This window comes from Fulvimarina endophytica (assembly GCF_003403015.1).
Taxonomy (GTDB): domain Bacteria; phylum Pseudomonadota; class Alphaproteobacteria; order Rhizobiales; family Rhizobiaceae; genus Fulvimarina; species Fulvimarina endophytica.
The window spans coordinates 474,424-497,307 of record NZ_QURL01000001.1 but is presented as its reverse complement, the minus strand read 5'-3'; the positions used below and the strand labels follow the sequence as shown (position 1 = coordinate 497,307).

Below are 22,884 nucleotides of genomic sequence, written 5' to 3'. Positions count from 1 at the left end.
TGCCAGCGGTACTCCCCTTCGCCCGTAACGGGGCACATAGCCTGCGGCCGATCGACGACCAGACGAGAACGAGTCGACCGATCGAGGCACCAACCATGCTTCGACATTAGGCTGCATCCAGCCACAAAGGCCAGACGGGATCGACCCGGCGCGACAAAAATCGAAGCGCGAGATGAGAGAATAGGCAGATTGTTCAATGAACGAGCAGCAACCGACCAATCCGCATGAACTCGATCTTCTCACGCCGGACGAGATGGCCGAGGCCGACAGGATAACGATCGAAGGCGGGTTCGCCGGTTTCAGTCTCATGATCGAGGCGGGCAGGGGCGTCGCCGATGCCGCGCTCGCCATGCTGAAAGGGCTGGCGCCGGCGGTGTCCGGCGACGTCGTCTGCCTTGCCGGCCCCGGCAAGAACGGCGGCGACGCCCTCGTCGCTGCCGAGTTTCTGCGAAGGGCCGGCTGGCCGGTCGTGGTTCGCCAGCTCGGCGATCCCTTGTCGTCAGGCGGGGATGTCGCCGAAGCGTTCCGATTCTATCGCGGCAGAAGCGAGCCGATAACGTCCGACCTGCCGCAGCGCGTCACGCTGTTCATCGACGGCCTGTTCGGTGCGGGGCTTTCACGGCCCATCCAGGGCGAGCTCGCGGAGATCGTCGAAGCGGTGAATAAATCCTCGGCCAGGATCCTGGCGATCGATCTGCCTTCCGGGATCTGCGGCCGAACGGGTGCCGTGCTCGGAACGGCGGTGAAGGCGGACAGGACGGTGACCTTCTTCCGCGGCAAGCCCGGCCATCTTCTCGATCCCGGCCGTTCCCATTGCGGTGTTCTCGACATCGTGCAGATCGGGATCGAAGACACGGTCCTGCAAACCATTCGACCGACTTGCTTCCGGAATGGGCCGGCACTGTGGAACGATGTGCGGCGGAGGCCGCAGGCGTCGGGGCATAAATACGACCGCGGCCATGCCGTCGTCTTTTCCGGCCCTGCCGCCAGGACCGGTGCGGCGAGGCTGTCGGCAAGCGCTGCGCTGCGCGCCGGCGCGGGCCTCGTCACGATGTTCTCTCCGCCGAGCGCACTCCTCGTCAACGCCTCGCATCTCACCGCGATCATGTTGAAGCGGTGCGAAGGCGCCGAGGATCTGTTCGAGCATCTGAAGGACGATCGACTGAACGCCTTCGTCCTCGGCCCCGGCTTCGGCGTCGGAAAAGCAGCTCGCCAATACGCCGAACTAGTCCTCGGCGCAGGACGCCTCCTCGTTCTCGATGCCGACGGGCTCACATCCTTCGCCGACGATCCCAACCGTTTGTTCGCGGCATCGAGAAACGGCGACCGTGAGCCGCGGCCGCGTCTCGTCCTGACGCCTCACATGGGCGAATTCGCTCGGCTTTTTCCGGACCTCGCTGAGGACACGACATTATCGAAGCTCGAAAAGACGAAGCACGCATCAGAACGATCCGGTGCCATCGTGGTCCTCAAGGGTGCAGACACCGTCATCGCATCACCCGACGGCCGAGCAGCGATCAACGACACCGGAACACCGTGGCTGGCAACCGCCGGAACGGGCGATGTCCTGACCGGAATTCTGGCCGCGCAACTTGCGCAGAGGACACCGGCCTTCGAGGCTGCGTGCATGAGCGTGTGGATGCATAGCAGAGCCGCCGAATTGTTCGGCCCCGGCCTGATAGCGGAAGATCTTCCTGGGCAGCTTCCAACGGTTCTCACCGAGTTGGAAAGACTGGCGACGTGAGACGGGGATTTAGCGAAATCGTCCGTTCAGACGGAAGGCGGCGAGCGGGGGCTGTCGGGATACCGGCGCCTTCAAGTAGAGGCCGCTTCTCTAGGCGAAGAAGCCTGAACTCCAACGAAGTGCGTCCGGTCTCTCGTGGAGCGCGTCGTCAGTTGTTGCGCAAGGCCGCGATCAGTTCTTCCTTATTCATGTCCGAGCGGCCCGCGATGTCCAGTTCCTGAGCCCTTTCGTAGAGCTCGTCCTTCGTCCACTCCTCATAGGGAGGTGCCTTGCCGCCGGCCTCGGACGGATGCATGTCCGGATTGGCCTGTGCGTTCGAGATCGCCGCGGACTTGCTCTTCGAATACCCCTTCTCCCGCAGCGTTTCGTAGAGTTCCGGGGCCTTCAGGGACGGATTGTCGTCATTCTTCTCATTTGCCAAAGTCTTCGTCTCCGTCCCTGAATTCCAATCTCGATGTCAGCGCGGCTCGCGCGTTCCTGCCGCATCGGGCGCACCGAGGCTGCGGTCGTCGTCCGGGCTTCTCGCATCCGCCCGGCTTGCCGGATCCTGTCCGACGGCTTCGGCGGTCGCATAGGTATGGCCTCCGTCCGCAAGAAGTCCGAGCGCCTCGTTGATCTGGGATTCCACCATCGAGGTGTCGTCGCCACGATCGATGGTTTCCCGCGCGCCGATACGTGCCCTGATTTCCTCGAGCCGGCGGATCCGTTCCTCGATCGGGAGCGTGCTGTTGTTGAGAAGATCGTCGATCTCGGCCTGAGTCACCGGCTGTGCGATGCCGGGACTGTCCGCATCGCCTCCGATGGCCTGATCGACCGGAAGGATGTTGGCTTCGGTCCGTGTCGGGTGATCTGACATGGCGTGTCCTTCGAGGCTTGATGATATGTCTTCGCAGAACGCGTTCGGTGCGGCTTCGTTGCCGACGCGATCGGTGGAGGAAGAGCGGGGAGGGCGGCGGGCGAAATTTTCGCTCGGGTATCTCGAGACTCCGCCGCCCCGGTCGAGGGCTGTCCTCAGTTCGTGAGGATATCCTCGATCTTCCCGAGCGGATGGTTCGTCAGGTTCTTCGGCACCTCGCCGATGACGCGTTCTTCGACGGTCTTGTGGAGCTGACCCCGCAACTCGCCGAGCGTCGAAGAGGATGCGACGATCACGATCCGTTCGAACCGGTTCTTCTGGACCATCTTGTAGAGGATATCGGCAAGGTCGGACGCAAAGCGCTCCTTCGCCAGTTCGTGCCAGTCCGTGTCCTCGAAGGCGGAGCGGTGCGGGTTCGACTTGCCGCCATCGCCTGCGCGGCCGGGATGGTTGGCGCTCTGTTCGCGATCGGAGGGATTGTCCTGTTCTTCGACCCTCTGGATTTCGTAATTGGGAAGCTCCGCATCGCCGAGATTCTTGAGAAAGAGCGCTTTCTCGCCGTCCGCGATCAGGATCCAGGTTTCGTAGTCGACTTTCGGTTGGCTCATCGGGTTCGGCCTTGTGCAAATGTCTTCGAAGGAAACGAAAAAGGAGGCGCCGCAGGTGCGCCTCCTCTGGTCATCAAGTCAGGCTTTATCGATCGTCGCCCCGCAGAGCGCGCCATAGACCGAAGCCGACGACGGCAACCACGGATGTCGCGAGTGCCGCGACCTTCCGCTTGCGAGCCATCGCGAACATCTTCGGAACGTTCGCCAGAGCGGCCGTCCCGGCAATCGAAGCGATGTCGCGGGACATTCGGTCCTGAGCGCGCTTCTCGGGATTCCTGCCCACGATGATCGTCGTGATCCACAGGATTATGATGATGCCGAGACAGAGGCCCGAGGCGATCAGGGCGGCGTTCAGAGCCCCGATCTGCGCTGCGACGTAGACGAAGAGTGCGGTTATCAGGAAAGCGAGGAGAAGAATGGCGAAAATCGCCATGATCACATACAGGGTCGCGAGGCGTTTGATCCTCGCGATGTATGTCCCCAGCTCACCCTGAAATATTTTCGCTACGAGCGTCCACATCAGGCGTTAGTGGAAGATGCGAGCGTAGAGGTAGCCGATGGCGGCAGCGATCAGAACGCTCTTGATCGGCTCCTCGCGAACGCGATCGCTCAGCTGTTCTTCCAGATCGTCTGCAGCCTCCTGAGCCTGCTGGAGATAGCGCTCGCCCTTGGCCTTGTATTCGTTCGCCATCGCGGATGCCTGGCCGCGAGCGTCGTTCGAGCGATTGGTCGCCATCGCGCGGAGCGATTCCGCAACGCCCGAGACGTCTTCGCGAAGCTTGGCGATCTGCGCCTCGAGCTCTTCGCGATCGCCGCGCTTGGCGGTCGAGCCCGTTGCGGAAGAACCCGAGAAGGACGAACCTGGGCTGGTGGTGCCGCCGGTCGTCGAGGAAGACGTGGAACCTGCCGAGCTTCCGGTGCCGAAGTTCGAGGATGAAGGATTATCGGATGCCATGGATTGCCTTTCTGATACAAGCTGTACACCGAAATTGTGCGGCGCTTTGCCTCGTTCTGAAACCGGCGATCCTCAAGATTGTTCCCACGCGCAGGCACGAAGTTTCGAGGCAACGAAGGTGGACCATCGCGCGCGCGGGCAGCCTGCGCTCCGATTGGTCCGTGGGAACGCGACACGAGAAATGAAACGGGGCAGGCGCGACCGCTCTCGTCGCGCCTGCCCCGTCATCGTAGCATAATTACAACCGGACTATGCCGCAGGTGCGACGCCGATGATCTGGGACGCGATCGAATCCGGGCCGTATTCGCCATCGCCTTCGATCTTCAGAATCTGGCCGATGCGCGTTCTTGCACGCGACACGCGGCTTTTGATCGTTCCCACGGCGCAGTGGCAGATCTCGGCTGCCTCCTCGTAGGAGAAGCCGGAGGCACCGATGAGGATCAGGGCCTCCCTCTGATCGTCGGGCAGCATTTCGAGGGCCTTCCGGAAATCCTGAAGGTCGAGATGGCCCTGCTGTTCGGGATGGCCCGCCAACTGCATCGCGTGAATGCCGTCGACGTCCTGGACCTCGCGCCCTTTCTTTCGCATCTGCGTATAGAACTCGTTCCGCAGAATCGTGAAGAGCCAGGCCTTCAGATTGGTGCCGGGCTGGAAGGTATGCTGCTTGTCCCACGCCTTCACGAGCGTTTCCTGAACGAGATCGTCAGCCCTGTCGAAGGAGCCGGCAAGGGACGCCGCAAATGCGCGGAGGTTCGGAATGACCTGAATGAGCTCCCGACGGAAATCGGTTTCTGCCGTCATTCGACTTCTTCTCCATCCGATTTCTGCTTCTTCTTTTCCTCGGCCCTGTCCAGTTGCTCCAGCAGGGAGAGGAACCGATCGGGCACCGGCGCGCTCGCGACATCGTCGTAATAGGCTTTGAGGCGGTCGCCGATGGCGTTTGGCAAGGCAAAGCTCATCTCTGACTCCTGCTTCTTCTCGGCGGCTCCCGCCTCTCGCACGTCCTTTTCGACGTCGCTTTCTTCCATGGTCGCTCCCGACATAGGTTTCATGTGGTGTGTCTCATCAGCGAGTTCGAGAAGCGCCCGACCTTAAAAATCCGGCGGCAGACGTCCAGGTTCATCAGGCTTCCGATCGTTCTGAAAGGTGTTAGGCCAGATATGGGAGCCGGGGAAATGCTCAAGGGGATTTGATTTCCCCATACTGAATCTGCCATGGGAAACGCGTCCGAGAGCGCCTGCCACTTCACATCGGGAAGCTCGACGCCATAACCTAGCACGATCTTATGACTCCCTTCCGCCGCGGAGGGAACTTCGGTCAGAACGGTGCGTTGTCGGCCCAGTGCCGAGGAACAGCTGTTTGTATGTTCGTAAATCGACACGAGGGGAGTTTTCATGTCGATGTCATCCCGCATAGCGCCGCACATTCCGTACCTTCGGCGTTATTCTCGGGCGCTCACCGGTTCGCAGACGAGCGGTGACGCCTACGTCGCTGCCGTGCTGGAAGCACTCATCGCAGACCCCGAGATCTTCCCGGACGATCAATCGCCGCGGATCTCGCTCTACAAGCTCTTCTCCTCGTTGTGGCAGTCGCTCGACGTCAACACGCAGGACGACAGCGAGAGCGGCGGTTGGGAAGAGAATGCGTCTCGCAATCTGAAGGCGATCTCGCCGCTTCCCCGTCAGGCCTTCCTATTGGTCGCGGTCGAGGGCTTCACGACCGACGAGGCCGCGATGATCCTCTCGAAGGACGCGACGGAATTCTCGCAGCTGATCAGCCAGGCCAGTGCCGATATCGGCCGTCAGGTCTCGACGAATATCATGATCATCGAGGACGAGCCTCTGATCGCGATGGACATCGAGCAGATGGTCGAAGGGCTGGGGCATTCGGTGACGGGTGTCGCGCGCACCCACAAGGAGGCCATCACGCTGTTCGAGCAGCAGCAGCCGGGCATGGTGCTAGCCGATATCCAGCTGGCCGATGGAAGCTCCGGTATCGACGCCGTGAACGACATCCTGTCTCACGTTTCGGTGCCCGTCATCTTCATCACCGCCTTCCCCGAGCGTCTCCTGACGGGCGAGCGACCGGAGCCTACCTTCCTGGTCACCAAGCCCTTCAACCCGGACATGGTCAAGGCTCTCATCAGCCAGGCATTGTTCTTCGAGCGCGATCAGAAGGTCGCCGCCTGAGATACCGTGGGGGGCTCTGCCCCACACGGCCATTCAGCCCACCGGTGCCGCTGATGCGGCATTCGGGGAAGGAATACAAAGGTTCGAGCGTGGTCTAATGCTGGCAGCAAAGGTCATGAAAGCCGTTGAGAATACGAACATGTCCGTATTCCGGCTTGACCACGATCTTCGCTACTCCTGGGTCTGCAATCCCGGACGCACCTGGCTATCCGAGGTCCGCGAAGGAATGAGGGACGAGGACGTGTTGTCCTCGTCTTCCCTCCAGCATGCCCTCGAGATGAAGCAGAGAGTGCTTTCGAGCGGCGCGCCCGTCCGATACGAGTTCTTCCACGAGAGCGCGCGCTCCATTCGCTGGTACGATATCCAGCTCGATGTCGACCGGGACGAGAACGGGGCGATCTCGGGCCTTCTCGGAACATCCGTCGAAATCACGGAGCGCAAGCGGCGCGAGGACACGCTCAAGACCCTCCTTCGCGAACTTTCCCACCGCTCGAAGAATCTTCTCGCGATCATCCAGAGCCTCGCAAGCCAGACCGCCCGTCACTCGCTGACGGTGCCGGAATTCCTCGTGCGTTTTCGGGGCCGCATACAGTCCCTGTCCTATTCGCAGGACATCGTGACGGACACGAACTGGCGCGGCGCACAACTGGACGAACTGATCAATCTGCAGGTCGAACGTTACGCTCCCGATGGTAGCCAGCAGATCCGGGCGGACGTCGCATCGGTCTATCTTTCGCCGACGGCGTCTCTGCATGTCGGTCTCGCTTTGCACGAACTCGCGGTGAATGCGGCATCCTACGGATCGCTCTCGGTGCCTGGCGGCGAAGTCGAGATCACCACCTCCTTCCAAAACGTCGACGATCATCAGGATCTCGAACTGGTCTGGAAGGAACGGAACGGACCCCGCGTCCGACAGAACCGCGATCCGCGCTTCGGGACCGCGACACTGGAGCGGATCGTTCCGAATGCGGTCGGTGGATCTGCGAGCCTCTCCCACGAACCGGATGGCGTACTCTATCGCCTGACCATTCCGGACGCCCAGTTCGAATTCACCAGCGAGCAGAACGACGGCTGAGTGCTCAGGGACGCCGGTGCATCCGGCATCGGCATGGAGCCGCCTTCTCCAGTTTCATCTGGGCCGGTATCTGATCCTAGCCGGTAGCGTCACCGTTCGGTCGGCCGAAGACCGAAGATCCGACTTGACTGAACCCCTCCACTCCCGTCGCCGCCGCCGGGCATCATCACCAATGGGCCATTGGAGCTTGACAAAGTGTCGGTCGGACCGGTGGTTGATTCGATCGCGGCCAAAAACGGGAACAAAACCTGGAATGTGAAGTTGATACAGCAATATGGAGAGGTTCAATGGAACACATTGCTGCTATCATGTTGCTGGTCGGCTGTTCTTCCGATGTTTCCACTTGCCAAGAAGTGCCGGTTGCAGCTCCCGCCTATGAAACCATGGCCGAATGCCGGAACGATCTCGAACTTCAGATTCGGCTTGCCGATACCCGCATGCCCAAGCTCTACGGGTCGTGCAAGTCGATCGACGAAGCGTCGCTGGAACAGTCGGCGGAGTTGACTTGGTCCGTGACGCGGGACGGCCGGATGGACATCAATATCGCACCGGCCGAACAGCTCGTTGCCGCGCGCTGAACCGGATAACGCTCCCGGTTCATCCACCGTTCATCTGCCCAATGGCTTAAATTCGCCTCGCTCGATGCGGGGCGTTTTTGCGTGAGCCGAGCCCTGGCATGCGGCGATCGTCGTGCCGGACCAATTTCGGAGTGGAAACTTCGCCGAAGTGGGTGACGGCCTGCCGCACGACTATTGTGCAAACCGGACGGAGCGCTATTCTCGCTTCCACGGACCTATCTGGAGAGGATTTCCCATGAAGAAGATGTTCGCCATCGCGGCCCTGACGCTGACCGTCGCCGCTGCCGGCTGCACCACCGAAGACCGTTACACCGGCGGCGGCGCGCTGGCTGGTGGCGCCGTCGGCGCGCTTGCCGGTCAGGCGATCGGACGCAACACCGAATCCACGCTGATCGGCGCGGCGGTCGGCGCGGCCGGCGGCGCTGTCGCCGGCAACGTGATCGGACGCTCGCAGTCGCGCCCGGGCTATTGCCGCTACTCGGACGGCAACGTCTACCAGTGCCCCCAGGGTTACTGATCGATCATCGATCTTGACGCTTCGAAAGGGCCGTCGGGTATCCCGGCGGCTTTTTCGTATCCGGATTTTCTGCGATAGAAACTGCGTCCGCCAGGAGCCTTTGCTTGGTAGCGGCGAAAGGGGAAGCGAGCGAATGGCCAGATCGAAACAGACACTTCATGCCTCACTCGCTCTCGTCTTCGCTCTTGGCCTTACGGGGTGCACGGACAGGGGCGGCACATCGATCGCAGATGCCGTGTTCGGTCTCGAGACCGGCGGCGCAAAGCGGTTCCAGGAAGGGACAATCCCCGCGCCTGAGGTGAGAGAGGGCGATCGCGTGATCGGGCTGTCGGCGAATACGCCGGGCCAGTGCATCTGGCAGAGAGCCGGCTCGAATCGCCGACTGGAAGCCGCGTGCCCAGAGGGCTTCGGTCTCTGATCGTCGAACCGGGTTCGTACCCGTTGGAATTTTCTCTGGCAGGCAATTCCGAACGCTAAACGCCTGGCTACGGCGGCCAGTGGCGGGGATATAAGTGCGCCCACAGGGCTCTGCCTTTGACATCTCAATCTGCTTTGGGAAGCAGGCTGACGAACGCCGCGCGATAACCTCCTTCGCCTGCCGCATCAATTGGGAACTCGATGCGCATCAGACGATCGGACCGGATGATTTCGCAGCCCTTTCGGTCGGCCGTCGCAACCCGCCAGCCAGTCTCCTTCGCGCCGGCGGCATGGGCGATGCGATCGATCGCATCCGCATGGTCCTCGTTCATGTGAGCGATTGCCCGACCGGCTGCATCTTCCAGGCCTTCCGCCGGATCGTCCACGACGTCGGAGGCTTTCAGTTCGCTGGCTCTTCCGAACCCTCCGTTCAAGGAGAGGGCCGATGGCTCGATGACCGCGAAGCGGAAATCCGGAAAGTCGATGTAAAGTGCTGCCTTCGGGTGCCGGGCAAGGAACCGCGTGCGCAGACGCTCGCCCTCTTCGCTCGATCGGTCCACGATCCGCGCATGGCCGCTCACGGATAGACGCGGATGGGCGAGCGGATCGCCTTTACCGGGCTCTCCGACGAGGAGCGAGCATCGTCCGTCCGCTTCGAGCGCCTTCGAATGAGAGGCCAGGTGCGAGAAGAGGAGGGACGGCCGGCCGAGGAAATCGGTCGTGCACAGGGATCGACTGATCGTCGGGAAGCCGTCTTCAGGCCGGCGGACGGCGAGCGCACCGAAACGCGCGCCCCTGATGAGCACCCGGGCGGCGTGGCGCGTGTCTTCGTCGACGGGCTGCAAAAGCAGATTGGCCTGTTCGTCCGTCATGTTTCCTCCACTCCCTCTCGACGCGAACATTCGTCGGTATCGCGCCGGGCCTGTCCGCGCGCCTGCGCTGTCGATGGTTCTCGATTTGCGGCGAAAAGCCAAGCGAACACTGTTTGCGTTCGGATGAGAACGGCATATCTGCGCTAAACGAGTTTCAAGAACGACGAGGACCGCCGCGTGGCCGACGAACTGAAGACGACGATCAGATCCATTCTCGCAGCCATGAAGGCGCCCGATGGCGGGGGGGACGTCGTGTCGCGAAACATCGTTTCGGACATCTTCGTGGCCGACGGAAAGGCCTTCTTCTCTCTCTCCGTCCCTGCGAAGGACGCCGAACTGTTCGAACCCTTCCGCCGCGATGCGGAACGCCACATCGAAAAGCTCGATGGCGTCGGCAAGGCGATGATCGCGCTGACGGCGGAGAAGACTGCGGGCGAGCCGGCGGCCCGCCCGGCTCCCGTCGAAGCACGCGCCCCGACCACGCCGCAGGCAGGAGCCGAAAGGCGAGCGACGAAACCCGGCATCCCGAACGTGGAGAGGATCGTCGCCGTCGCCTCGGGCAAGGGCGGGGTCGGCAAGTCGACCACGGCCGTGAATTTCGCCCTCGGCCTTCGCGATCTCGGCCTGCGCGTCGGCATTCTCGACGCGGATATCTACGGACCCTCAATACCGCGGTTGCTCGATCTGAAGGACAAGAAACCACAGTCCGCAGGTGGTCGTCTCCTGATGCCGCTCGAAGCCTACGGGCTGAAGGCGATGTCCATCGGGCTCCTCGTCTCCGAAGAGACCGCCATGGTCTGGCGCGGGCCGATGGTCGTCTCGGCCCTGAACCAGATGATGCGCGAGGTCGAATGGGGCCATCTCGATATGCTCGTCGTGGACATGCCGCCCGGGACCGGAGACGCCCAGTTGACTATGGCCCAGCAGGTGCCGCTGGCTGGTGCGGTGATCGTTTCGACACCGCAGGATCTTTCGCTCATCGACGCGCGACGCGGCATTTCCATGTTCAGGAAGACCGATGTTCCCATTCTCGGCATCGTCGAGAACATGAGCTATTTCATCGCGCCGGATACGGGGGCGCGCTACGACATCTTCGGGCATGGCGGCGCCGAAGTTGAAGCGGCCGCACAGGACGTGCCGTTCCTCGGGGCCGTTCCCCTCGACATGCATATTCGTGTCCGCTCGGACGAGGGCGTTCCCATCGTGCAGGCCGAGCCCGACGGACCCCACGCGACGATCTATCGGGACATGGCGGCCAGAGCCCTTGCGGGTCTCGAACTCGGCAAGCATGCCAGCGAGGCGCCCTCTATCGTCTTCGAATAGATCGGCTATCGAACGGGGGGCGTGCAGAAGAGCGGGCTCGCCCTCACCAAAGGCCATGCGGCGCAGTTGCCGCACTTGTCGCACCCGGCGCCGGCCCTCTTTCTGCATGCGAAACCGCAGATGCAGAAAGACCCCCCGACCATGCAGGTTACCAGGCCGCTTCACGATCGCATTGCGCTCGCCTTCGATTTCGACGAAACGCTGGGCGAGTCCTCGATCGGGGTTCTTGTCCGCGTCATGGGCCTCGACATGGAGGAGTGGCAAGAAGAGTTCAGGGCGCCCCTCGACGATGCGACCTGGGACTCGATCAATGCGCGAGCCTACGCTCTGATCACCGCAGGCCGGGCGCGCGGGCGACCATTGAGCCGCGACGTGCTGCGTGAAGCTGCCGAGGAGATGAAACTTTACGACGAGGTCTGCGAGATGCCCGAACGCATCCGTGAGGCGGCCCATGCCGTCGCCCCCGGGGTGAACGTTGACTTCACCGTCATCTCCTGCGGCTATGTGGACCTCATCGAACATTCGAAGATCCGGTCCTGCTTCGACCGGATCTGGGGCTCGTCTCTCCATTTCGACGAGAAGGGCGATGCCGTCTTCATCAAGCGTGCGCTGACCCATCCGGAAAAGGCTCGCTACATGGAGGCGCTGTCCAAGGGCTTCAGCATTCTCGGCGCGAACGCGCCCGAATCGACGACGAAGGCCGTCGCCGACGAGGACAAGGCCGTCCCCCCCAACCAGATGATCTTCGTCGGAGACGGGGCCTCCGACCTCGAGGCATTCCAGTATGTGGAAGCCAATGGCGGCATCGCGATCGCCGTTCGTCAGAACGGTGGCTTCGCTGCGGCGGAAAAGATGCACGGGCGCCAGCGGCCCACCAATCTCGCCCCGGCCAGCTATGCCGAAGGAGGCGAGATGATGCAGTCCCTCACCTATGCGGTTCAATCCATCGCGTCGCGCATCGCGCTCTCGCGCCTCGGCCAGAAAGGGCAGGGCTGATCCACCGCTTGCCGGCGGACCCTGCCATCGCGGGTAGATTTTTTGTCTTCGTTCGGGTGTGAGCCGATCGGCATGGCCGGCCTTATATCTTCGGGAGAGATCGATGCGATCGGTCGGACCGAACGGCGGCCGGCGAGGGGGAGACGACCTCGCCCCCACCCGGTCGAACCGCAGGGAGGAGCCTAGTCATGAACGCACCCGTTTTTCCGGAACTGAAGATCCCCAACACGATCGCGGCCGGTCCCGGCCCCGGTAACACCTCCCAGCGTGTTCTCGATGCCTATTACAATCAGGGCGTCGCCGATCACATGAATCCGGACGTCATCCGGGGCATGATCGAGGCGAAGAAGATGCTCCGCGAGATCTGGGGCACGAACAACGTCCACACCTTCGGCGTCGCCGGCACCGGCTGGTCGGGCCTCGACATGATGTTCAGCGTCGTCCATCCGGGCGAGAAGATCGTCCTCTTCGTCAACGGGACCTTCTCGGGTATCGACGAGCTGTCCGTGCGCATGAAGGGCGCGACCGAGGAAGAGCTGCAGGCGAACTCCCTCGACCCGAAAGCGGCATCCGTGATCACGGTCAAGGTGCCGCACGGCCAGTCCGTCAGCGGCGAGATTGTCGAGAAGGCGCTCGGCGAGCACAAGCCCAAATGGGCCGCCATGGCCCATTGGGAGACGGGCTCCGGCCGGGTCAACGACATTCGCGGGTTCAGCGATGCCTGCGAGAAGCATGGCGTCCTGGGTCTCGTCGACGCGGTCTCCTCCCTCGGCATCGCCGAGTTCCGCGCGGACGATTATCCCGGCATCCATGGCTGGGCCTCCTGTCCCCAGAAGGGTGTCATGGCGCTGCCTCTCACCTATTCGCCGGTCACCTTCTCGGACACCTATATCGAGGAATTGAAGAAGGTCGGCGGGCGGTCCTTTGCTCATCATCCCATTCTCGAAGCGCGCCACTGGTCGATCATCGAGGGTCAGGACGTCGAGAAGGGCAGCTATCACCGCACCCATTCGCCCTATGCGGTCGCGAGCTTCCACGAAGCTTTGCGGATGGTTCTCGAGGAGGGGATGCTGCAGCGTGCGGAGCGCTATCGCACGGCGGAAAAGGCGCTCAACGCCGCGCTGACGAAAATGGGCTGCACGGTGACCTCCAACATGACCAGTCTTCTCGTCCTCGATCTGCCCGAGCAGCTGCACGGACAGGAGAAGGATTTCGTCGCCAAGTGTCGTGCCGAGAACTTCTGCATCTGGCCGACGCTCTCGGAGCCGACCCAGATTCGCGTCGGCATCCTCAACCTTCTGAAGGAAGAGGAACTGACCGAGATCACGCGGCGCTTCGGCGACATGCTCAACCGGCACGACTGCAAGACGGATGTGGATGCGGCCGTCGCCGAGCTGAAGCGCCACCTGCAGTAACGAAGGGGCGCGTAGCCCGAACCTGATCGAAAGGCCGGCGCTCCCATGCAGGGAACGCCGGCTATTTCAGTTGTACGAACCAATCCCGGCGTCAGCCGACGATGACATGGGGAACGAAGCGGGAGAGATTGCGCGTGATCCGGCTTCGATCCTCGCGCATTCCGAGGCCGCAGGCGGTGTCGCCGACGATCCATGTTCCGAGAACGGCATGGTTGCCGTTGTCCTCGAACAGGCGAGCCAGTTCCTGCACGATGAAGCCGCTTTCGCCGTATTCGCCGTCCGAGGCCTCGGTCTCCATCCCGCCTTCGATGACCGTCACGTTCTCACCCTCGCGAGAGTGCAGCGGTTTGCGGACCGCGTTTTGGAGCTTATCGGCGCGCGGGTCCTCGGCGAAATAGGCCGGCAGAAGATTGGGGTGGCCGGGGTACCGCTCCCAGAGAAGCGGCAGGATGCCCTTGTTCGAAAGAATCGCCTTCCATGGGGGCTCGACGAATTGCGTACGAGACCTCATGAGATGCTCGGCGAAGGGTTCGAGCAGCATGTGTTCCCACGGATAGAGCTTGAAGCAGAGCTCGATCGTGCGGTCCTGGAGATCCGTGAACCGCTCCTCTGCATCGACGCCAATCTCGCGAATATCCAGAAGTTCGGTCCTGTGGCCTGCCTGGACGGCGCAGTCCATCAGGTAGGCTGCCGTGCCGCGGTCCTCGTCGTTCTCCGTAAAGGCGGCGAAGTGGAAGATCGGCTCGTTCGAGAATGCCCGGAAAGCCTCGACCAGGGTTTCCTGGATCGCGTTGAACTGATCGCTGTCCTCGGGAAGAGCGCCGCGCTCAATATTGTCGGTCAGCCAGTTGTACTGGAAGTAGGCCGATTCGAAGAGCGAAGTGGGCGTATCCGCGTTGTATTCGAGAAGCTTGGCCGGGCCCGTCCCGTCATAGGCGAGATCGAACCGGCCGTAGAGATGGCGATCCAGCCGTTCGAAGGACTGAACGACCAAGGGCTGCATCGCCTCAGGTATTGCGAGCTTCGTCATCAGGGCCGGGTCGCGCACGACGTCCGCCGCCACATCCATGCACATCCGGTGCAGTTCCGCGCTGGGGTCCTCGATCGCTTCCTCGATTTCGGCCATGGTGAAGAGATAGGCGGCATCGTCAAGCCAGTAGGGCTCGCCATACATCTCGTGAAAGCCGAAGCCGACGGCCGCAGCTTTATCGCGCCAGTCTGGACGCTCCTCGAGCGTGATCCGCTTCACCGGTTCAGCCGCCGAAGAAGCCGCCGGACGACCGCCCTCCGAAGCCCGAACGCGCGACGGTGCGTGTGTTCACGTTCACGGGCCGCGACACTCTCTGGCCGCCCTGAGTGGCGCTGGTCACCGTCTGACCGGCGCGGTTCTGATAGATCGGAGCGGAGTAGTTGTAGGACGGGCTCGAGCGGTAATTGCGATAGGCGGCATAGCTCGAGAGGTTGCCGATGGCCGAGGACACGAGATAGCCTGTCATGAACGGCAGGAAGAAGGATCCGGTCCCGCCGTCCGTCTGCTGTTCACCGGGCAGGTTTCCGGACGAGAGACAGCGCCCTTCGCCATACTCCGCCTCGCAGGCGGCCTGCCCGTCGAAACGCGGCGCATTCTGGAGATGCTGCTGGAGCGCCTGCTGATATTCCGCCTCACAGATCTGGAGATCCACCCCTGAGGCCGCGCACTCGCTCGGCGTGTTGTAGACCGCGTCCGTCGCCGGCTCGTCTCCGCAGCCGGAGAGGATCAACCCGGTGGCTGCGATCGTGCCGAGGGCGAGGCGAGGGGGGCGTGCGGCGCGTTTGCGTCTTGCCATCTTGGCCTCCTCAGTAAGTCATGCAGGCCGCATTGAGCAGACCGATTGCGATGGAATTACCGGCGCTCCACACCCCTGCGGCGATTTCACCCTTGGTGATGCGTTCGTGAAGCCGGGTCATCGTCGCCGATGCGATGAAGAAGGCGAGGATCTGAACCAGAACCCCGATCAAAGCCCAGATGATGAAGTCGACGATCGAGACGGAATTCTGCGCCGCCGAGGACAGGACGACACCGAAACCGATGATCGCGCCGAGATAGGCGACGATCGCGGCCATGTTACCGTCGCGGATCAGCTGGATTTCCTTATGAGGCGTCAGGGCCGTGTAGATCGCCGCAAAGAGCCCGTAGAGCACGAGCCCGAGGATGAAATAGGCCAGAAAGGCCGGCAGACCCATTACGTAACCGAACATCGTTTCTCCTGCACTTCGTTGGACAACGCGATCGTGCGCTTCGTCTCAAGTGTCGTGTCTACAGCAGCCGCGAGACGGCCGTCATCACGAACGCGGCACGACGGACGGCTTTCCGCGTCTGAATCTCATACTAGACACGTCTCACATCGGCGGCGCCGAGGCCATAACCCAAGAGAAATTCGATCGAGCCGCCCTGCCGGGACGATCCCGCCGAAAGGTCCCGTTCCACATTGATCAGCAGCATCTCCCGGGTGCGACCGAGAGGACGGAAATAGAGCATGCAGGTCTGATGGATGGCGCGCTTGTCGCGGCCGTCGTCGACATCCTCGACGAATTCGACGAGCTCGGCCCGCTCCTCGCCTTCCCCCCAATAGCGTTCGAAGAGAATTCCGTCCGCATCGTATCGAGACTGGCCGACGAGCCCGTCGCGTCCCGTCCATCTTTCCCATTCACCGCTTCCGGCCGGCACGACGCTGTCCCAGGGATGGTAGATGCTGAGATCGTCGATGGCATCGCCGAAGCGGCCGCTGCGCGAGAGGACCTGAAGCATCCGGTCCTCTTCGTCGTAATAGCGCGACAGCATGGTGTCTGCGTCGAGGCGTGCTTCGCCGAAGGCGGCGCAGATGAACGTTCCGCCTTCCGGCAGGCGCATCCCCGGCGTGCCTCCGACCGTATCGGCCTCCAGCGAAAGAAGGTCCAGTTCAAGGGCCCCACCGATGGGAATGCCGAGGGGCCCGAGTTCCTTCGGCAGTGCGGGTTCTTCGCCCTTTCTTCCGAACAACGAGAAGATCATCGAGGGCTTCCCTCCACAGCGTTGCAAACGAACCCGGCGCATATGCTGCCGGTGACCGGAGATATAGAGGATCGCAGGGGCAGAGGCGACATGGCCGCGAGCCCCGTTGCGCCGGCCCGCCCGATGATGCCGATACCGAACGGTCACGAGAACCGTCCGTACTCGTCATGACGCAGCCTTGATCGCCGCCTTAAAGTGGCACGATTGAACATGGCTTTTCGAGTGATGTAAAAATTCGCCGGAACCGCCATCAGGAAAGGCTATGGAACACTTGGAACCCTGGAATCTCGCAAGCCTCACGGAGCTTTTCGCGTCCGATCCGGACGAGCTCGGCGATGTGGACGTCTCCGTCGTCGAGGAAACCGACGTTCTTCGCGTCACACTGAGGGAGAAGGGCGATCTCGACGTCCTCATCACCGCCAGCGGCGACCAGGTTCTTGCGAGTGTGATCCTCGTCAAGGCGTCCGAAGTGCCCCGGCGGGCTGAATTCGATCGGATGATTCTCTCGACGCACAAGCTCGTCCCGCTCTCGACCTTCGGGATCGTCACGATCGATGGCGAGGAGTGGTACGAGCTGTTCGGCGCGCTCTCGGCTTTGTCCAGCGAGCATGCGATGCTCGAAGAGATCGCCGTCCTCGCCGAGAACGCCGTGGACGCAGCCGACATGATCCATGACTGGAGAAACGGGGAGTTCGGACAATGAGCGTCTGGGGTAAACTGTTCACCGCCATGCGCGGCGGCGCCAACGAAGCGGCGGAATCAGTTGCGGACAAGCAGGCACTGCGCATCCTCGATCAGGAGATCCGCGACGCCGAGGCATCCCTGCGCAAGGCGCGCTCGGACCTTGCGGGCATCATGGCCTCCAACAAGCGGATGGCGCGCCAGATCGAGGACGCACGCCAGAAGGAAGCGCGCGATACCGAGAGCGCACGGGCGGCTCTTCAGGCAGGCCGCGAGGATCTCGCACGTGGACTGGCCGATCGTATCGCGACCACACGGCAGGAGGTCCATCGCGATCAGGGGGAACTGGAGCGCATGCAGGCGAGCCAGACCCAGATGACCCGCGCGATCCAGGAGACCGAGCATCGGCTGCAGCAGATGCGCCGTGAAGTCGAGAACGTAAAGGCGAACGAATCGCTGATCAAGGCGCAGTCGGCCATCGCCCACTCCCAGTCGGGCGTGAATTCCAAACTCGGCAATGCGATGGATTCGCTCGAGCGGATCCGGCGCAGGCAGGACGAGACGCGCGGGCGGATCGAAGCGGGGGCCGAGCTTGCTGCCCTGGAATCGGGCTCGGATCTAGACAGGCAGCTCGCCGAGGCCGGCATCGGAGGGCGCAGTTCCTCCTCGGCCGACGACGTGCTCGCTCAGATCCGCGGCGACTCGACCCCGGCGCTCGAACAGTCCCGCGATCCGCTGGGGATCGAGCGCAAGTCCAACTGATACCGGCGGCCTCCGGTTTCGACCGGCGGCCATCGGTATGAGCCCCTATGGCGCTCGAACGTCGCGGCGGCCCGATGCATCGGCATCCCGGGCCGCTGCCTTGATTGCGCGAAGTTGGGCGTTCCACGTTCGACGGAGCTCGCGGCACCCGCCCGATACGATGCCCGACCCGCCGTCATCGCGGCGGGCGCTTTTCTCCGAAGATGACGTCCGAGGCCTGTCGGGTCAGGCTGCCTGGGTCCCGACATCGATCTCCTCGTGCTCGCGCCAGGCGTCCGGATTGAACGCCGGAAGCGCATCGAACGCGTTCTTCAGCGCATCCGACCAGCCTTCCGAGACGGTCTTGTAGTAGGGGTCCTCGCCTGTGATGCGCGTGCGCAGACCGGCGCGCAGGCTGTCGCGCTCGTAGATCTGCAGGTCGAGCGGCAGGCCGACCGATAGGTTCGAGCGGAGCGTCGAGTCGAAGGAGACCATCAGCAGCTTCGCGCAGTCCGCCAGGGACATGCTGCGGTCATAGGTCCGGATGATGATCGGTCGGCCGTATTTGTGTTCACCGATCTGAAAGAACGGATTGTCCTCACCCGCTTCGACGAAATTGCCCTCGGCATAGATGTTGAAGAGGCGAGGCGGCATGCCCTTGATCTGGCCGCCGAAAATGAACGAGCCGGAAAACATCGGGGACGAGCATTGCGGGCCGGATGACCCGGTGATGACCTCGCGCAATGTCTCGCCGATCAGTTTCGCCGTCTGGAACATCGTCGGCTGGGTCAGGATCGCGGGCTGGCGTTCGGACGGGGCGACCATACGCTCGTCCAGCAGCGACACCGCCGACTGGGTGGTCGCCAGGTTTCCGGCCGAGAGCAGGCAGAGAAAGCGCTCTCCCGGCACCTCCCACGTCTTCATCTTGAGGACGGTGGAAATATTGTCGATGCCCGCATTCGTCCTGGTATCGGACATGAATACGAGACCGGCATCCACGAGCAGGCCGACACAATAGGTCATGGGACGATTCCCGACGAAGAACACGTTTCGCAAAACTGGCTGAACAATCTTACGCCAGCCCTTCGCTGCGCATCCATTGTTGCGAAGCAACGCATGTCGATTTTCGACTGTGTCGGATCTGCACGATCTAAGCTGTCAACCGGACTGGGTCTGCATGGAACCGGCGTCCGTCGTCTGCTGCTGGGTCTGGGATTGGGTTTCGCTCTGGTTGGCCGGCAGAAGGTCGGGATAGAACCGGTAGTGTTTCGCGATTTCGCCGGCGACATTGTTGTTTTCGATGATGAACGATTCGAGGAACTCGTGCAGCCCGTTGTCGAGCACCTGGCGAACGGTGACGTTCGACAGACGATCGTGGATCTGTGTGATCCGCTGAACGCAGGGGTTTCGGGTCTCGACGTCCTGGTCCAGATAGGACATCGCTTCGCGCATCATGTTGTAGCAGTGGCCGAGCGAGCGCGGCATGCGCTTGTTGAGCATCAAGAAATCGATGATGTCCGGCCCGTTGTAGTTCGCATCGTACTCCCAGGCATAGGAGCGGTGGGCGGAGACCGAACGCAGGATCGACACCCACTGGAAGTTGTCGAGGGCCGAGCCCACCGACGAATGCTCGGGCAGAAGCAGCCAGTATTTCACGTCGAGAATGCGCGCCGTATTGTCGGCCCGTTCGAGATAGGCACCCAGCCGGCAGAAATCGAAGATCTCGTTGCGAAGCATGGTCCCGAAGAAAGTGCCGCGGATATAGGCGCAGCGCGTCTTCACGAGATCGAGGATCCGCGGCAAGGATCGCGAGGTGACGGGTGAGACGAGTGCGGCCTTGATCGTCATGTAGGAGTCGTTGACCGCCTCCCAGACCTCGCGGGTGAGGGCGGTTCGCACCATCCGTCCGTTCATCCGGGCCGTATCGATGGACGAGCGGATGGAAGACGGATTGTCCTGATCGCGGATCATGAAGTCGATGACTTTGGCTTCGTCGATCTCGCCGTATTTCTCGCGGTAGATATCGGCGACGCCGGAAGCGACGAGGATCGATTCCCATTCGTCCGTTTCGGCCGCGAGATTGGTCATCGAAATCCGCGTTCCGGCATCGACCAGCCGGGCCATGTTCTCGGCCCGCTCGATATAGCGGAACATCCAGAAGAGTCCGTTCGCGGTCCGTCCGAGGAGTGCCATCGCCATCTGTCCTTTCGTCGTTCCGAACCACGGATCGGGCCCGGTCCTGTCCAACAAGTGTCTGCCTGAGAGAGACAATCAGTCCTTGAGGACCCAGGTATCCTTCGTTCCGCCGCCCTGGCTCGAATTGACCACGAGCGACCCCTCCTTGAGCGCGACACGGGTCAGCCCGCCCGGGATGATCTGGACCTTGTCCGAGACCAGCACGAAAGGTCGCAGATCCACGTGCCGCGGCGAAAGCGCCCCGTCGGCGAGGATCGGGACGGTGGAGAGCGCGAGGGTCGGCTGCGCGATGTAGTTTTGAGGATCGTTCCGCAGCTTCGCGGCGAACTCCTCGCGTTCCGCTTTCGTCGAGGTCGGGCCGACGAGCATGCCGTATCCGCCCGACCCGTGGACTTCCTTCACCACGAGGTCCGCGAGATTGTCGAGGACGTATTTGAGGCTGTCTTCCTCGGCACATCGCCAGGTCGGCACGTTTTCGAGGAGGGCCGGTTTGCCGGTGAAGAACTCCACGATTTCCGGCATGTAGGAATAGATCGCCTTGTCGTCCGAGATCCCGGTTCCCGGCGCATTGGCGATGGTGACGGCCCCGCGCTTGTAGGCGTCCATGATGCCGGGAATGCCCAGCATCGATTCCGGATTGAACGCACGGGGATCCAGAAACGCGTCGTCGATGCGCCTGTAGATCACGTCGATCGGCACATAGCCTTCCGTGGTCCGCATCTGGATGCGCCCGTCGATCTCGGCGACGTCCGAACCCTCGATCAGCTCGACGCCCATCTGGTCCGCGAGGAAGGAATGCTCGAAATAGGCGGAGTTGAAGATGCCGGGCGTCAGAACCGCGACGCGCGGTTTGCCGTTGCAGGCAGGCGGCGCCACGGCTTCGAGGGAACGGCGCAGATGCTGGGGATAGGTCTCGACCGGCCTCACCCGGTTCTGCGCGAACAGCTCCGGGAACATCTGCATCATCGTTTCACGGTTCTCGATCATGTAGGACACGCCGGACGGCGTGCGGGCATTGTCCTCGAGAACGTAGAACTGGTCTTCGCCGGTCCGCACGATGTCGGTGCCGATGATGTGGGTGTAGACATTGCCCGGCGGCGTGAAGCCGACCATCTGAGGAAGAAACGCTTCGTTGTTCTTCAGAAGCCGTTCGGGGAGGATTCCGGCCTTCACGACCTCCTGATCGTGGTAGATGTCGTGCAGGAAGAGGTTGAGGGCTGCGACGCGCTGCTCGATCCCTTCCGCAAGCCGGTCCCATTCGCTCTTTGCGATGATGCGCGGAACCATGTCGAAGGGGATCAGGCGCTCGGCCGCTTCCTGCTGGCCGTAGACGTTGAACGTGATGCCGGTGCGCCTGAAGAAGGCTTCGGCCTCGGATGCCTTTGCGGAAAGCTCCTGAACGTCTTGTTCGCCGAACCACGTGTGAAACCGCTCATAAGGCGGCCGTACTGAATTCTCTGAAAGCAACATTTCGTCGAACGTCGGCACGGCGGGCTCCAAGTCTGGTGTCTGTCACCCGACTATAGAAAGCGCTCCGCGCGACGAACAAGGTCACCATGTGACAGAATCATATCGCGCGGGCTCCTTTTTTGAGCAGCGAGGTCATGCAGGCGACCACTGGACGGCAAGGCCGTGACTCAGTCCTTCAGGGGGTCGTGGCCCCAGTTCATCAGGGAGTAGCGCCAGTCGGTGTCCTCGACATCTCCTTTCGGTTTCTGCGCCTTGTGCCGGTTGATGTAGCCGACGACCTTCGCCATCCAATCCCATTGCGCGTCCGAGAGGTCGTCCTTCTTCGTCCGCTTGATCTCGACGATCTTGCGCCCGCTCTCATGGCCGGTCGACTCGCCCTGGTCGCTATCTCCGACGGACTTCGACTCATCCGTTTCCAGCCACTCTTCCAGTTCCTTCGGGGCCATGTTCACGAGTTCTCGAAACTCGTCCCAAACCTCGTCGCGATCCTTCGCCATCGTTCGATCCTTCCTGTTCGCTCGGAAGTCATGAAACAGGGAACACATCGCGGCGGTTGCAGCCGTCAATGTCGCAGCGCACCGATCGACCGCTTTTTGAGGAGAATTGCCCGGTTCGACCCGTGCTTTCGAAGCGTGTAGTCTTATCTGCGACCCACGAACGAGAATCTCAGCTGCCAAAGGTCACAGCACTTGCTGCAAGCCACTTCCCGGATCGATCCCGCCGATTTCAAGACCGCCATGCGTCGCTTCGCGGCCGGCGTGTGCCTGGCGACGACCGACGGTCCCGCCGGCGCGCGAGGGCTGACGGTCACGTCGAGTTGCTCCGTGTCGGCCGATCCCCCGACACTCCTCGTCTGCCTCAATACCTCCAGTCCCCAGAACCAGCGCTTCGAGGCGAATGGCTGCTTCGCGCTCAACGTTCTCAGCGGCGGCGATGAACAGCTCGCGCGGGCCTTTGCCGGAGAGGGTGGCCTCGACGCCGACCAGCGGTTCGCGCTCGGCGACTGGTCGAAGGCCGAAACAGGCGCCCCGATATTGAGGAGCGCCGCGGTTGCATTCGACTGCCGGCTGATCGACACCAAGATCGTCGCCACCCACCGCATCATCATCGGCGAGGTTCTCGCCATCGCCGCACAGATGGAAGCGTCGTCTTTGGTCTACCTCGACCAGTCATGGCATTCGCTCTAGCCTTTCGTCAGACGAAGGAAATGCGAAGACGAC

General features: G+C 62.2%; 29 protein-coding genes. 12 read left to right on the top strand and 17 right to left on the bottom strand.

From position 1 onward, the window contains the following. The first annotated feature begins 196 nt into the window (after nt 1-196). Nucleotides 197-1,744 (top strand): NAD(P)H-hydrate dehydratase, encoded by a 1,548-nt coding sequence (locus DYI37_RS02185; protein ID WP_199520057.1) that lies wholly within the window; start codon nt 197-199, stop codon nt 1,742-1,744. A gap of 148 nt (nt 1,745-1,892) precedes the next feature. Here the strand turns inward: DYI37_RS02185 and DYI37_RS02180 are convergent, their stop codons facing one another. The 8 genes from DYI37_RS02180 to DYI37_RS19730 all read right to left on the bottom strand — a co-directional run bounded on the left by DYI37_RS02180 (nt 1,893) and on the right by DYI37_RS19730 (nt 5,559). Further along, nucleotides 1,893-2,165, bottom strand: coding sequence for a Rho termination factor N-terminal domain-containing protein (locus tag DYI37_RS02180; protein ID WP_116681532.1), 273 nt, complete (start codon nt 2,163-2,165; stop codon nt 1,893-1,895). Nucleotides 2,166-2,201: 36 nt separating this feature from the next. Next, nucleotides 2,202-2,600, bottom strand: a complete 399-nt coding sequence (locus DYI37_RS02175) for a hypothetical protein (protein ID WP_116681531.1) — start codon at nt 2,598-2,600, stop codon at nt 2,202-2,204. 155 nt (nt 2,601-2,755) lie between these two features. Next, nucleotides 2,756-3,208, bottom strand: coding sequence for a host attachment family protein (locus DYI37_RS02170; protein ID WP_116681530.1), 453 nt, complete (start codon nt 3,206-3,208; stop codon nt 2,756-2,758). A gap of 85 nt (nt 3,209-3,293) precedes the next feature. Continuing rightward, nucleotides 3,294-3,641, bottom strand: a complete 348-nt coding sequence (locus DYI37_RS02165; protein WP_116681529.1) for a hypothetical protein — start codon at nt 3,639-3,641, stop codon at nt 3,294-3,296. A gap of 93 nt (nt 3,642-3,734) precedes the next feature. Then, nucleotides 3,735-4,163, bottom strand: a complete 429-nt coding sequence (locus tag DYI37_RS02160; RefSeq protein ID WP_116681528.1) for an ElaB/YgaM/YqjD family protein — start codon at nt 4,161-4,163, stop codon at nt 3,735-3,737. Between the two features lie 249 nt (nt 4,164-4,412). Then, complete coding sequence (locus tag DYI37_RS02155; protein ID WP_116681527.1) at nt 4,413-4,964, bottom strand: sigma-70 family RNA polymerase sigma factor; 552 nt, start codon at nt 4,962-4,964, stop codon at nt 4,413-4,415. After that, nucleotides 4,961-5,191 (bottom strand): NepR family anti-sigma factor, encoded by a 231-nt coding sequence (locus DYI37_RS02150; RefSeq protein ID WP_147307851.1) that lies wholly within the window; start codon nt 5,189-5,191, stop codon nt 4,961-4,963. The genes DYI37_RS02155 and DYI37_RS02150 overlap by 4 nt, the downstream gene beginning before the upstream one ends. A gap of 20 nt (nt 5,192-5,211) precedes the next feature. Next, entirely contained in the window at nt 5,212-5,559 is a 348-nt protein-coding gene (locus DYI37_RS19730) for a hypothetical protein (protein ID WP_147307850.1), read from the bottom strand. Here DYI37_RS19730 and DYI37_RS02145 point away from each other — a divergent pair. The 5 genes from DYI37_RS02145 (at nt 5,558) to DYI37_RS02125 (ending at nt 8,940) form a co-directional block, all read left to right on the top strand. Next, entirely contained in the window at nt 5,558-6,352 is a 795-nt protein-coding gene (locus DYI37_RS02145; RefSeq protein ID WP_116681525.1) for a response regulator, read from the top strand. The two genes, DYI37_RS19730 and DYI37_RS02145, sit on opposite strands and share 2 nt — an antisense overlap. A 97-nt stretch (nt 6,353-6,449) precedes the next feature. Continuing rightward, nucleotides 6,450-7,427: a sensor histidine kinase gene (locus DYI37_RS02140; RefSeq protein ID WP_116681524.1), complete on the top strand. Its 978-nt coding sequence runs from the start codon at nt 6,450-6,452 to the stop codon at nt 7,425-7,427. Between the two features lie 287 nt (nt 7,428-7,714). Next, nucleotides 7,715-8,005: a hypothetical protein gene (locus DYI37_RS02135; protein ID WP_147307849.1), complete on the top strand. Its 291-nt coding sequence runs from the start codon at nt 7,715-7,717 to the stop codon at nt 8,003-8,005. 235 nt (nt 8,006-8,240) lie between these two features. Beyond that, entirely contained in the window at nt 8,241-8,522 is a 282-nt protein-coding gene (locus DYI37_RS02130) for a YMGG-like glycine zipper-containing protein (protein WP_116681522.1), read from the top strand. 133 nt (nt 8,523-8,655) lie between these two features. Continuing rightward, a complete protein-coding gene (locus tag DYI37_RS02125; RefSeq protein ID WP_116681521.1) occupies nt 8,656-8,940 on the top strand; it encodes a hypothetical protein in 285 nt (94 codons plus the stop codon). A gap of 124 nt (nt 8,941-9,064) precedes the next feature. On the opposite strand, the gene DYI37_RS02120 is transcribed toward DYI37_RS02125, so the two are convergent. Further along, complete coding sequence (locus tag DYI37_RS02120; protein ID WP_116681520.1) at nt 9,065-9,811, bottom strand: HugZ family pyridoxamine 5'-phosphate oxidase; 747 nt, start codon at nt 9,809-9,811, stop codon at nt 9,065-9,067. Between the two features lie 177 nt (nt 9,812-9,988). On the opposite strand from DYI37_RS02120, the gene DYI37_RS02115 reads away from it, so the two are divergent. The 3 genes from DYI37_RS02115 to DYI37_RS02105 all read left to right on the top strand — a co-directional run bounded on the left by DYI37_RS02115 (nt 9,989) and on the right by DYI37_RS02105 (nt 13,545). After that, nucleotides 9,989-11,134: an Mrp/NBP35 family ATP-binding protein gene (locus DYI37_RS02115; RefSeq protein ID WP_116681519.1), complete on the top strand. Its 1,146-nt coding sequence runs from the start codon at nt 9,989-9,991 to the stop codon at nt 11,132-11,134. A 141-nt stretch (nt 11,135-11,275) separates the two neighbouring features. Then, nucleotides 11,276-12,130: an HAD family hydrolase gene (locus DYI37_RS02110; RefSeq protein ID WP_158555058.1), complete on the top strand. Its 855-nt coding sequence runs from the start codon at nt 11,276-11,278 to the stop codon at nt 12,128-12,130. Between the two features lie 188 nt (nt 12,131-12,318). Then, nucleotides 12,319-13,545: a pyridoxal-phosphate-dependent aminotransferase family protein gene (locus tag DYI37_RS02105; protein ID WP_116681517.1), complete on the top strand. Its 1,227-nt coding sequence runs from the start codon at nt 12,319-12,321 to the stop codon at nt 13,543-13,545. Between the two features lie 91 nt (nt 13,546-13,636). Here the strand turns inward: DYI37_RS02105 and DYI37_RS02100 are convergent, their stop codons facing one another. From DYI37_RS02100 to DYI37_RS02085, 4 genes are all read right to left on the bottom strand, one after another. Then, nucleotides 13,637-14,794 carry a glutathionylspermidine synthase family protein gene (locus tag DYI37_RS02100; protein ID WP_116681516.1) on the bottom strand — a complete coding sequence of 386 codons (1,158 nt, stop codon included), beginning with the start codon at nt 14,792-14,794 and terminating at the stop codon, nt 13,637-13,639. Nucleotides 14,795-14,798: 4 nt separating this feature from the next. Next, entirely contained in the window at nt 14,799-15,371 is a 573-nt protein-coding gene (locus tag DYI37_RS02095) for a DUF1190 domain-containing protein (RefSeq protein WP_116681515.1), read from the bottom strand. A 10-nt stretch (nt 15,372-15,381) separates the two neighbouring features. After that, entirely contained in the window at nt 15,382-15,783 is a 402-nt protein-coding gene (locus DYI37_RS02090) for a DUF350 domain-containing protein (protein ID WP_116681514.1), read from the bottom strand. A gap of 130 nt (nt 15,784-15,913) precedes the next feature. Continuing rightward, nucleotides 15,914-16,573, bottom strand: coding sequence for a DUF2491 family protein (locus tag DYI37_RS02085; protein WP_425365021.1), 660 nt, complete (start codon nt 16,571-16,573; stop codon nt 15,914-15,916). Between the two features lie 265 nt (nt 16,574-16,838). Here DYI37_RS02085 and DYI37_RS02080 point away from each other — a divergent pair, with 265 nt between their 5' ends. Continuing rightward, nucleotides 16,839-17,279 carry a DUF2170 family protein gene (locus DYI37_RS02080; protein ID WP_199520056.1) on the top strand — a complete coding sequence of 147 codons (441 nt, stop codon included), beginning with the start codon at nt 16,839-16,841 and terminating at the stop codon, nt 17,277-17,279. Further along, complete coding sequence (locus DYI37_RS02075; RefSeq protein ID WP_116681512.1) at nt 17,276-18,019, top strand: PspA/IM30 family protein; 744 nt, start codon at nt 17,276-17,278, stop codon at nt 18,017-18,019. Before DYI37_RS02080 ends, DYI37_RS02075 begins: the two co-directional genes overlap by 4 nt. Nucleotides 18,020-18,244: 225 nt before the next feature. Here the strand turns inward: DYI37_RS02075 and DYI37_RS02070 are convergent, their stop codons facing one another. From DYI37_RS02070 to DYI37_RS02055, 4 genes are all read right to left on the bottom strand, one after another. After that, nucleotides 18,245-19,021 carry a proteasome-type protease gene (locus tag DYI37_RS02070; protein WP_116681511.1) on the bottom strand — a complete coding sequence of 259 codons (777 nt, stop codon included), beginning with the start codon at nt 19,019-19,021 and terminating at the stop codon, nt 18,245-18,247. 135 nt (nt 19,022-19,156) lie between these two features. Then, a complete protein-coding gene (locus DYI37_RS02065) occupies nt 19,157-20,191 on the bottom strand; it encodes an alpha-E domain-containing protein (RefSeq protein ID WP_116681810.1) in 1,035 nt (344 codons plus the stop codon). Between the two features lie 78 nt (nt 20,192-20,269). Continuing rightward, nucleotides 20,270-21,664 carry a circularly permuted type 2 ATP-grasp protein gene (locus DYI37_RS02060; protein ID WP_116681809.1) on the bottom strand — a complete coding sequence of 465 codons (1,395 nt, stop codon included), beginning with the start codon at nt 21,662-21,664 and terminating at the stop codon, nt 20,270-20,272. Nucleotides 21,665-21,831: 167 nt separating this feature from the next. Further along, nucleotides 21,832-22,161 (bottom strand): DUF3140 domain-containing protein, encoded by a 330-nt coding sequence (locus tag DYI37_RS02055; RefSeq protein WP_116681510.1) that lies wholly within the window; start codon nt 22,159-22,161, stop codon nt 21,832-21,834. Between the two features lie 192 nt (nt 22,162-22,353). Here DYI37_RS02055 and DYI37_RS02050 point away from each other — a divergent pair, with 192 nt between their 5' ends. After that, a complete protein-coding gene (locus tag DYI37_RS02050; RefSeq protein WP_245413738.1) occupies nt 22,354-22,851 on the top strand; it encodes a flavin reductase family protein in 498 nt (165 codons plus the stop codon). The last annotated feature ends 33 nt before the right edge of the window (nt 22,852-22,884 follow it).

What these genes read in the sequence shown, in the direction of transcription:
- DYI37_RS02160 (WP_116681528.1), bottom strand. Translation starts at nt 4,163, where the DNA reads ATGGCATCCGATAATCCTTCATCCTCGAACTTCGGCACCGGAAGCTCG.
- DYI37_RS02060 (WP_116681809.1), bottom strand. Translation starts at nt 21,664, where the DNA reads ATGTTGCTTTCAGAGAATTCAGTACGGCCGCCTTATGAGCGGTTTCAC.
- DYI37_RS02110 (WP_158555058.1), top strand. Translation starts at nt 11,276, where the DNA reads ATGCAGGTTACCAGGCCGCTTCACGATCGCATTGCGCTCGCCTTCGAT.
- DYI37_RS02170 (WP_116681530.1), bottom strand. Translation starts at nt 3,208, where the DNA reads ATGAGCCAACCGAAAGTCGACTACGAAACCTGGATCCTGATCGCGGAC.
- DYI37_RS02105 (WP_116681517.1), top strand. Translation starts at nt 12,319, where the DNA reads ATGAACGCACCCGTTTTTCCGGAACTGAAGATCCCCAACACGATCGCG.
- DYI37_RS02175 (WP_116681531.1), bottom strand. Translation starts at nt 2,600, where the DNA reads ATGTCAGATCACCCGACACGGACCGAAGCCAACATCCTTCCGGTCGAT.
- DYI37_RS02120 (WP_116681520.1), bottom strand. Translation starts at nt 9,811, where the DNA reads ATGACGGACGAACAGGCCAATCTGCTTTTGCAGCCCGTCGACGAAGAC.
- DYI37_RS02140 (WP_116681524.1), top strand. Translation starts at nt 6,450, where the DNA reads ATGCTGGCAGCAAAGGTCATGAAAGCCGTTGAGAATACGAACATGTCC.
- DYI37_RS02070 (WP_116681511.1), bottom strand. Translation starts at nt 19,021, where the DNA reads ATGACCTATTGTGTCGGCCTGCTCGTGGATGCCGGTCTCGTATTCATG.
- DYI37_RS02185 (WP_199520057.1), top strand. Translation starts at nt 197, where the DNA reads ATGAACGAGCAGCAACCGACCAATCCGCATGAACTCGATCTTCTCACG.
- DYI37_RS02075 (WP_116681512.1), top strand. Translation starts at nt 17,276, where the DNA reads ATGAGCGTCTGGGGTAAACTGTTCACCGCCATGCGCGGCGGCGCCAAC.
- DYI37_RS02145 (WP_116681525.1), top strand. Translation starts at nt 5,558, where the DNA reads ATGTCGATGTCATCCCGCATAGCGCCGCACATTCCGTACCTTCGGCGT.
- DYI37_RS02090 (WP_116681514.1), bottom strand. Translation starts at nt 15,783, where the DNA reads ATGTTCGGTTACGTAATGGGTCTGCCGGCCTTTCTGGCCTATTTCATC.
- DYI37_RS02080 (WP_199520056.1), top strand. Translation starts at nt 16,839, where the DNA reads ATGGAACACTTGGAACCCTGGAATCTCGCAAGCCTCACGGAGCTTTTC.
- DYI37_RS02055 (WP_116681510.1), bottom strand. Translation starts at nt 22,161, where the DNA reads ATGGCGAAGGATCGCGACGAGGTTTGGGACGAGTTTCGAGAACTCGTG.
- DYI37_RS02065 (WP_116681810.1), bottom strand. Translation starts at nt 20,191, where the DNA reads ATGGCACTCCTCGGACGGACCGCGAACGGACTCTTCTGGATGTTCCGC.
- DYI37_RS02155 (WP_116681527.1), bottom strand. Translation starts at nt 4,964, where the DNA reads ATGACGGCAGAAACCGATTTCCGTCGGGAGCTCATTCAGGTCATTCCG.
- DYI37_RS02130 (WP_116681522.1), top strand. Translation starts at nt 8,241, where the DNA reads ATGAAGAAGATGTTCGCCATCGCGGCCCTGACGCTGACCGTCGCCGCT.
- DYI37_RS02165 (WP_116681529.1), bottom strand. Translation starts at nt 3,641, where the DNA reads ATGGCGATTTTCGCCATTCTTCTCCTCGCTTTCCTGATAACCGCACTC.
- DYI37_RS19730 (WP_147307850.1), bottom strand. Translation starts at nt 5,559, where the DNA reads ATGAAAACTCCCCTCGTGTCGATTTACGAACATACAAACAGCTGTTCC.
- DYI37_RS02150 (WP_147307851.1), bottom strand. Translation starts at nt 5,191, where the DNA reads ATGGAAGAAAGCGACGTCGAAAAGGACGTGCGAGAGGCGGGAGCCGCC.
- DYI37_RS02125 (WP_116681521.1), top strand. Translation starts at nt 8,656, where the DNA reads ATGGCCAGATCGAAACAGACACTTCATGCCTCACTCGCTCTCGTCTTC.
- DYI37_RS02135 (WP_147307849.1), top strand. Translation starts at nt 7,715, where the DNA reads ATGGAACACATTGCTGCTATCATGTTGCTGGTCGGCTGTTCTTCCGAT.
- DYI37_RS02095 (WP_116681515.1), bottom strand. Translation starts at nt 15,371, where the DNA reads ATGGCAAGACGCAAACGCGCCGCACGCCCCCCTCGCCTCGCCCTCGGC.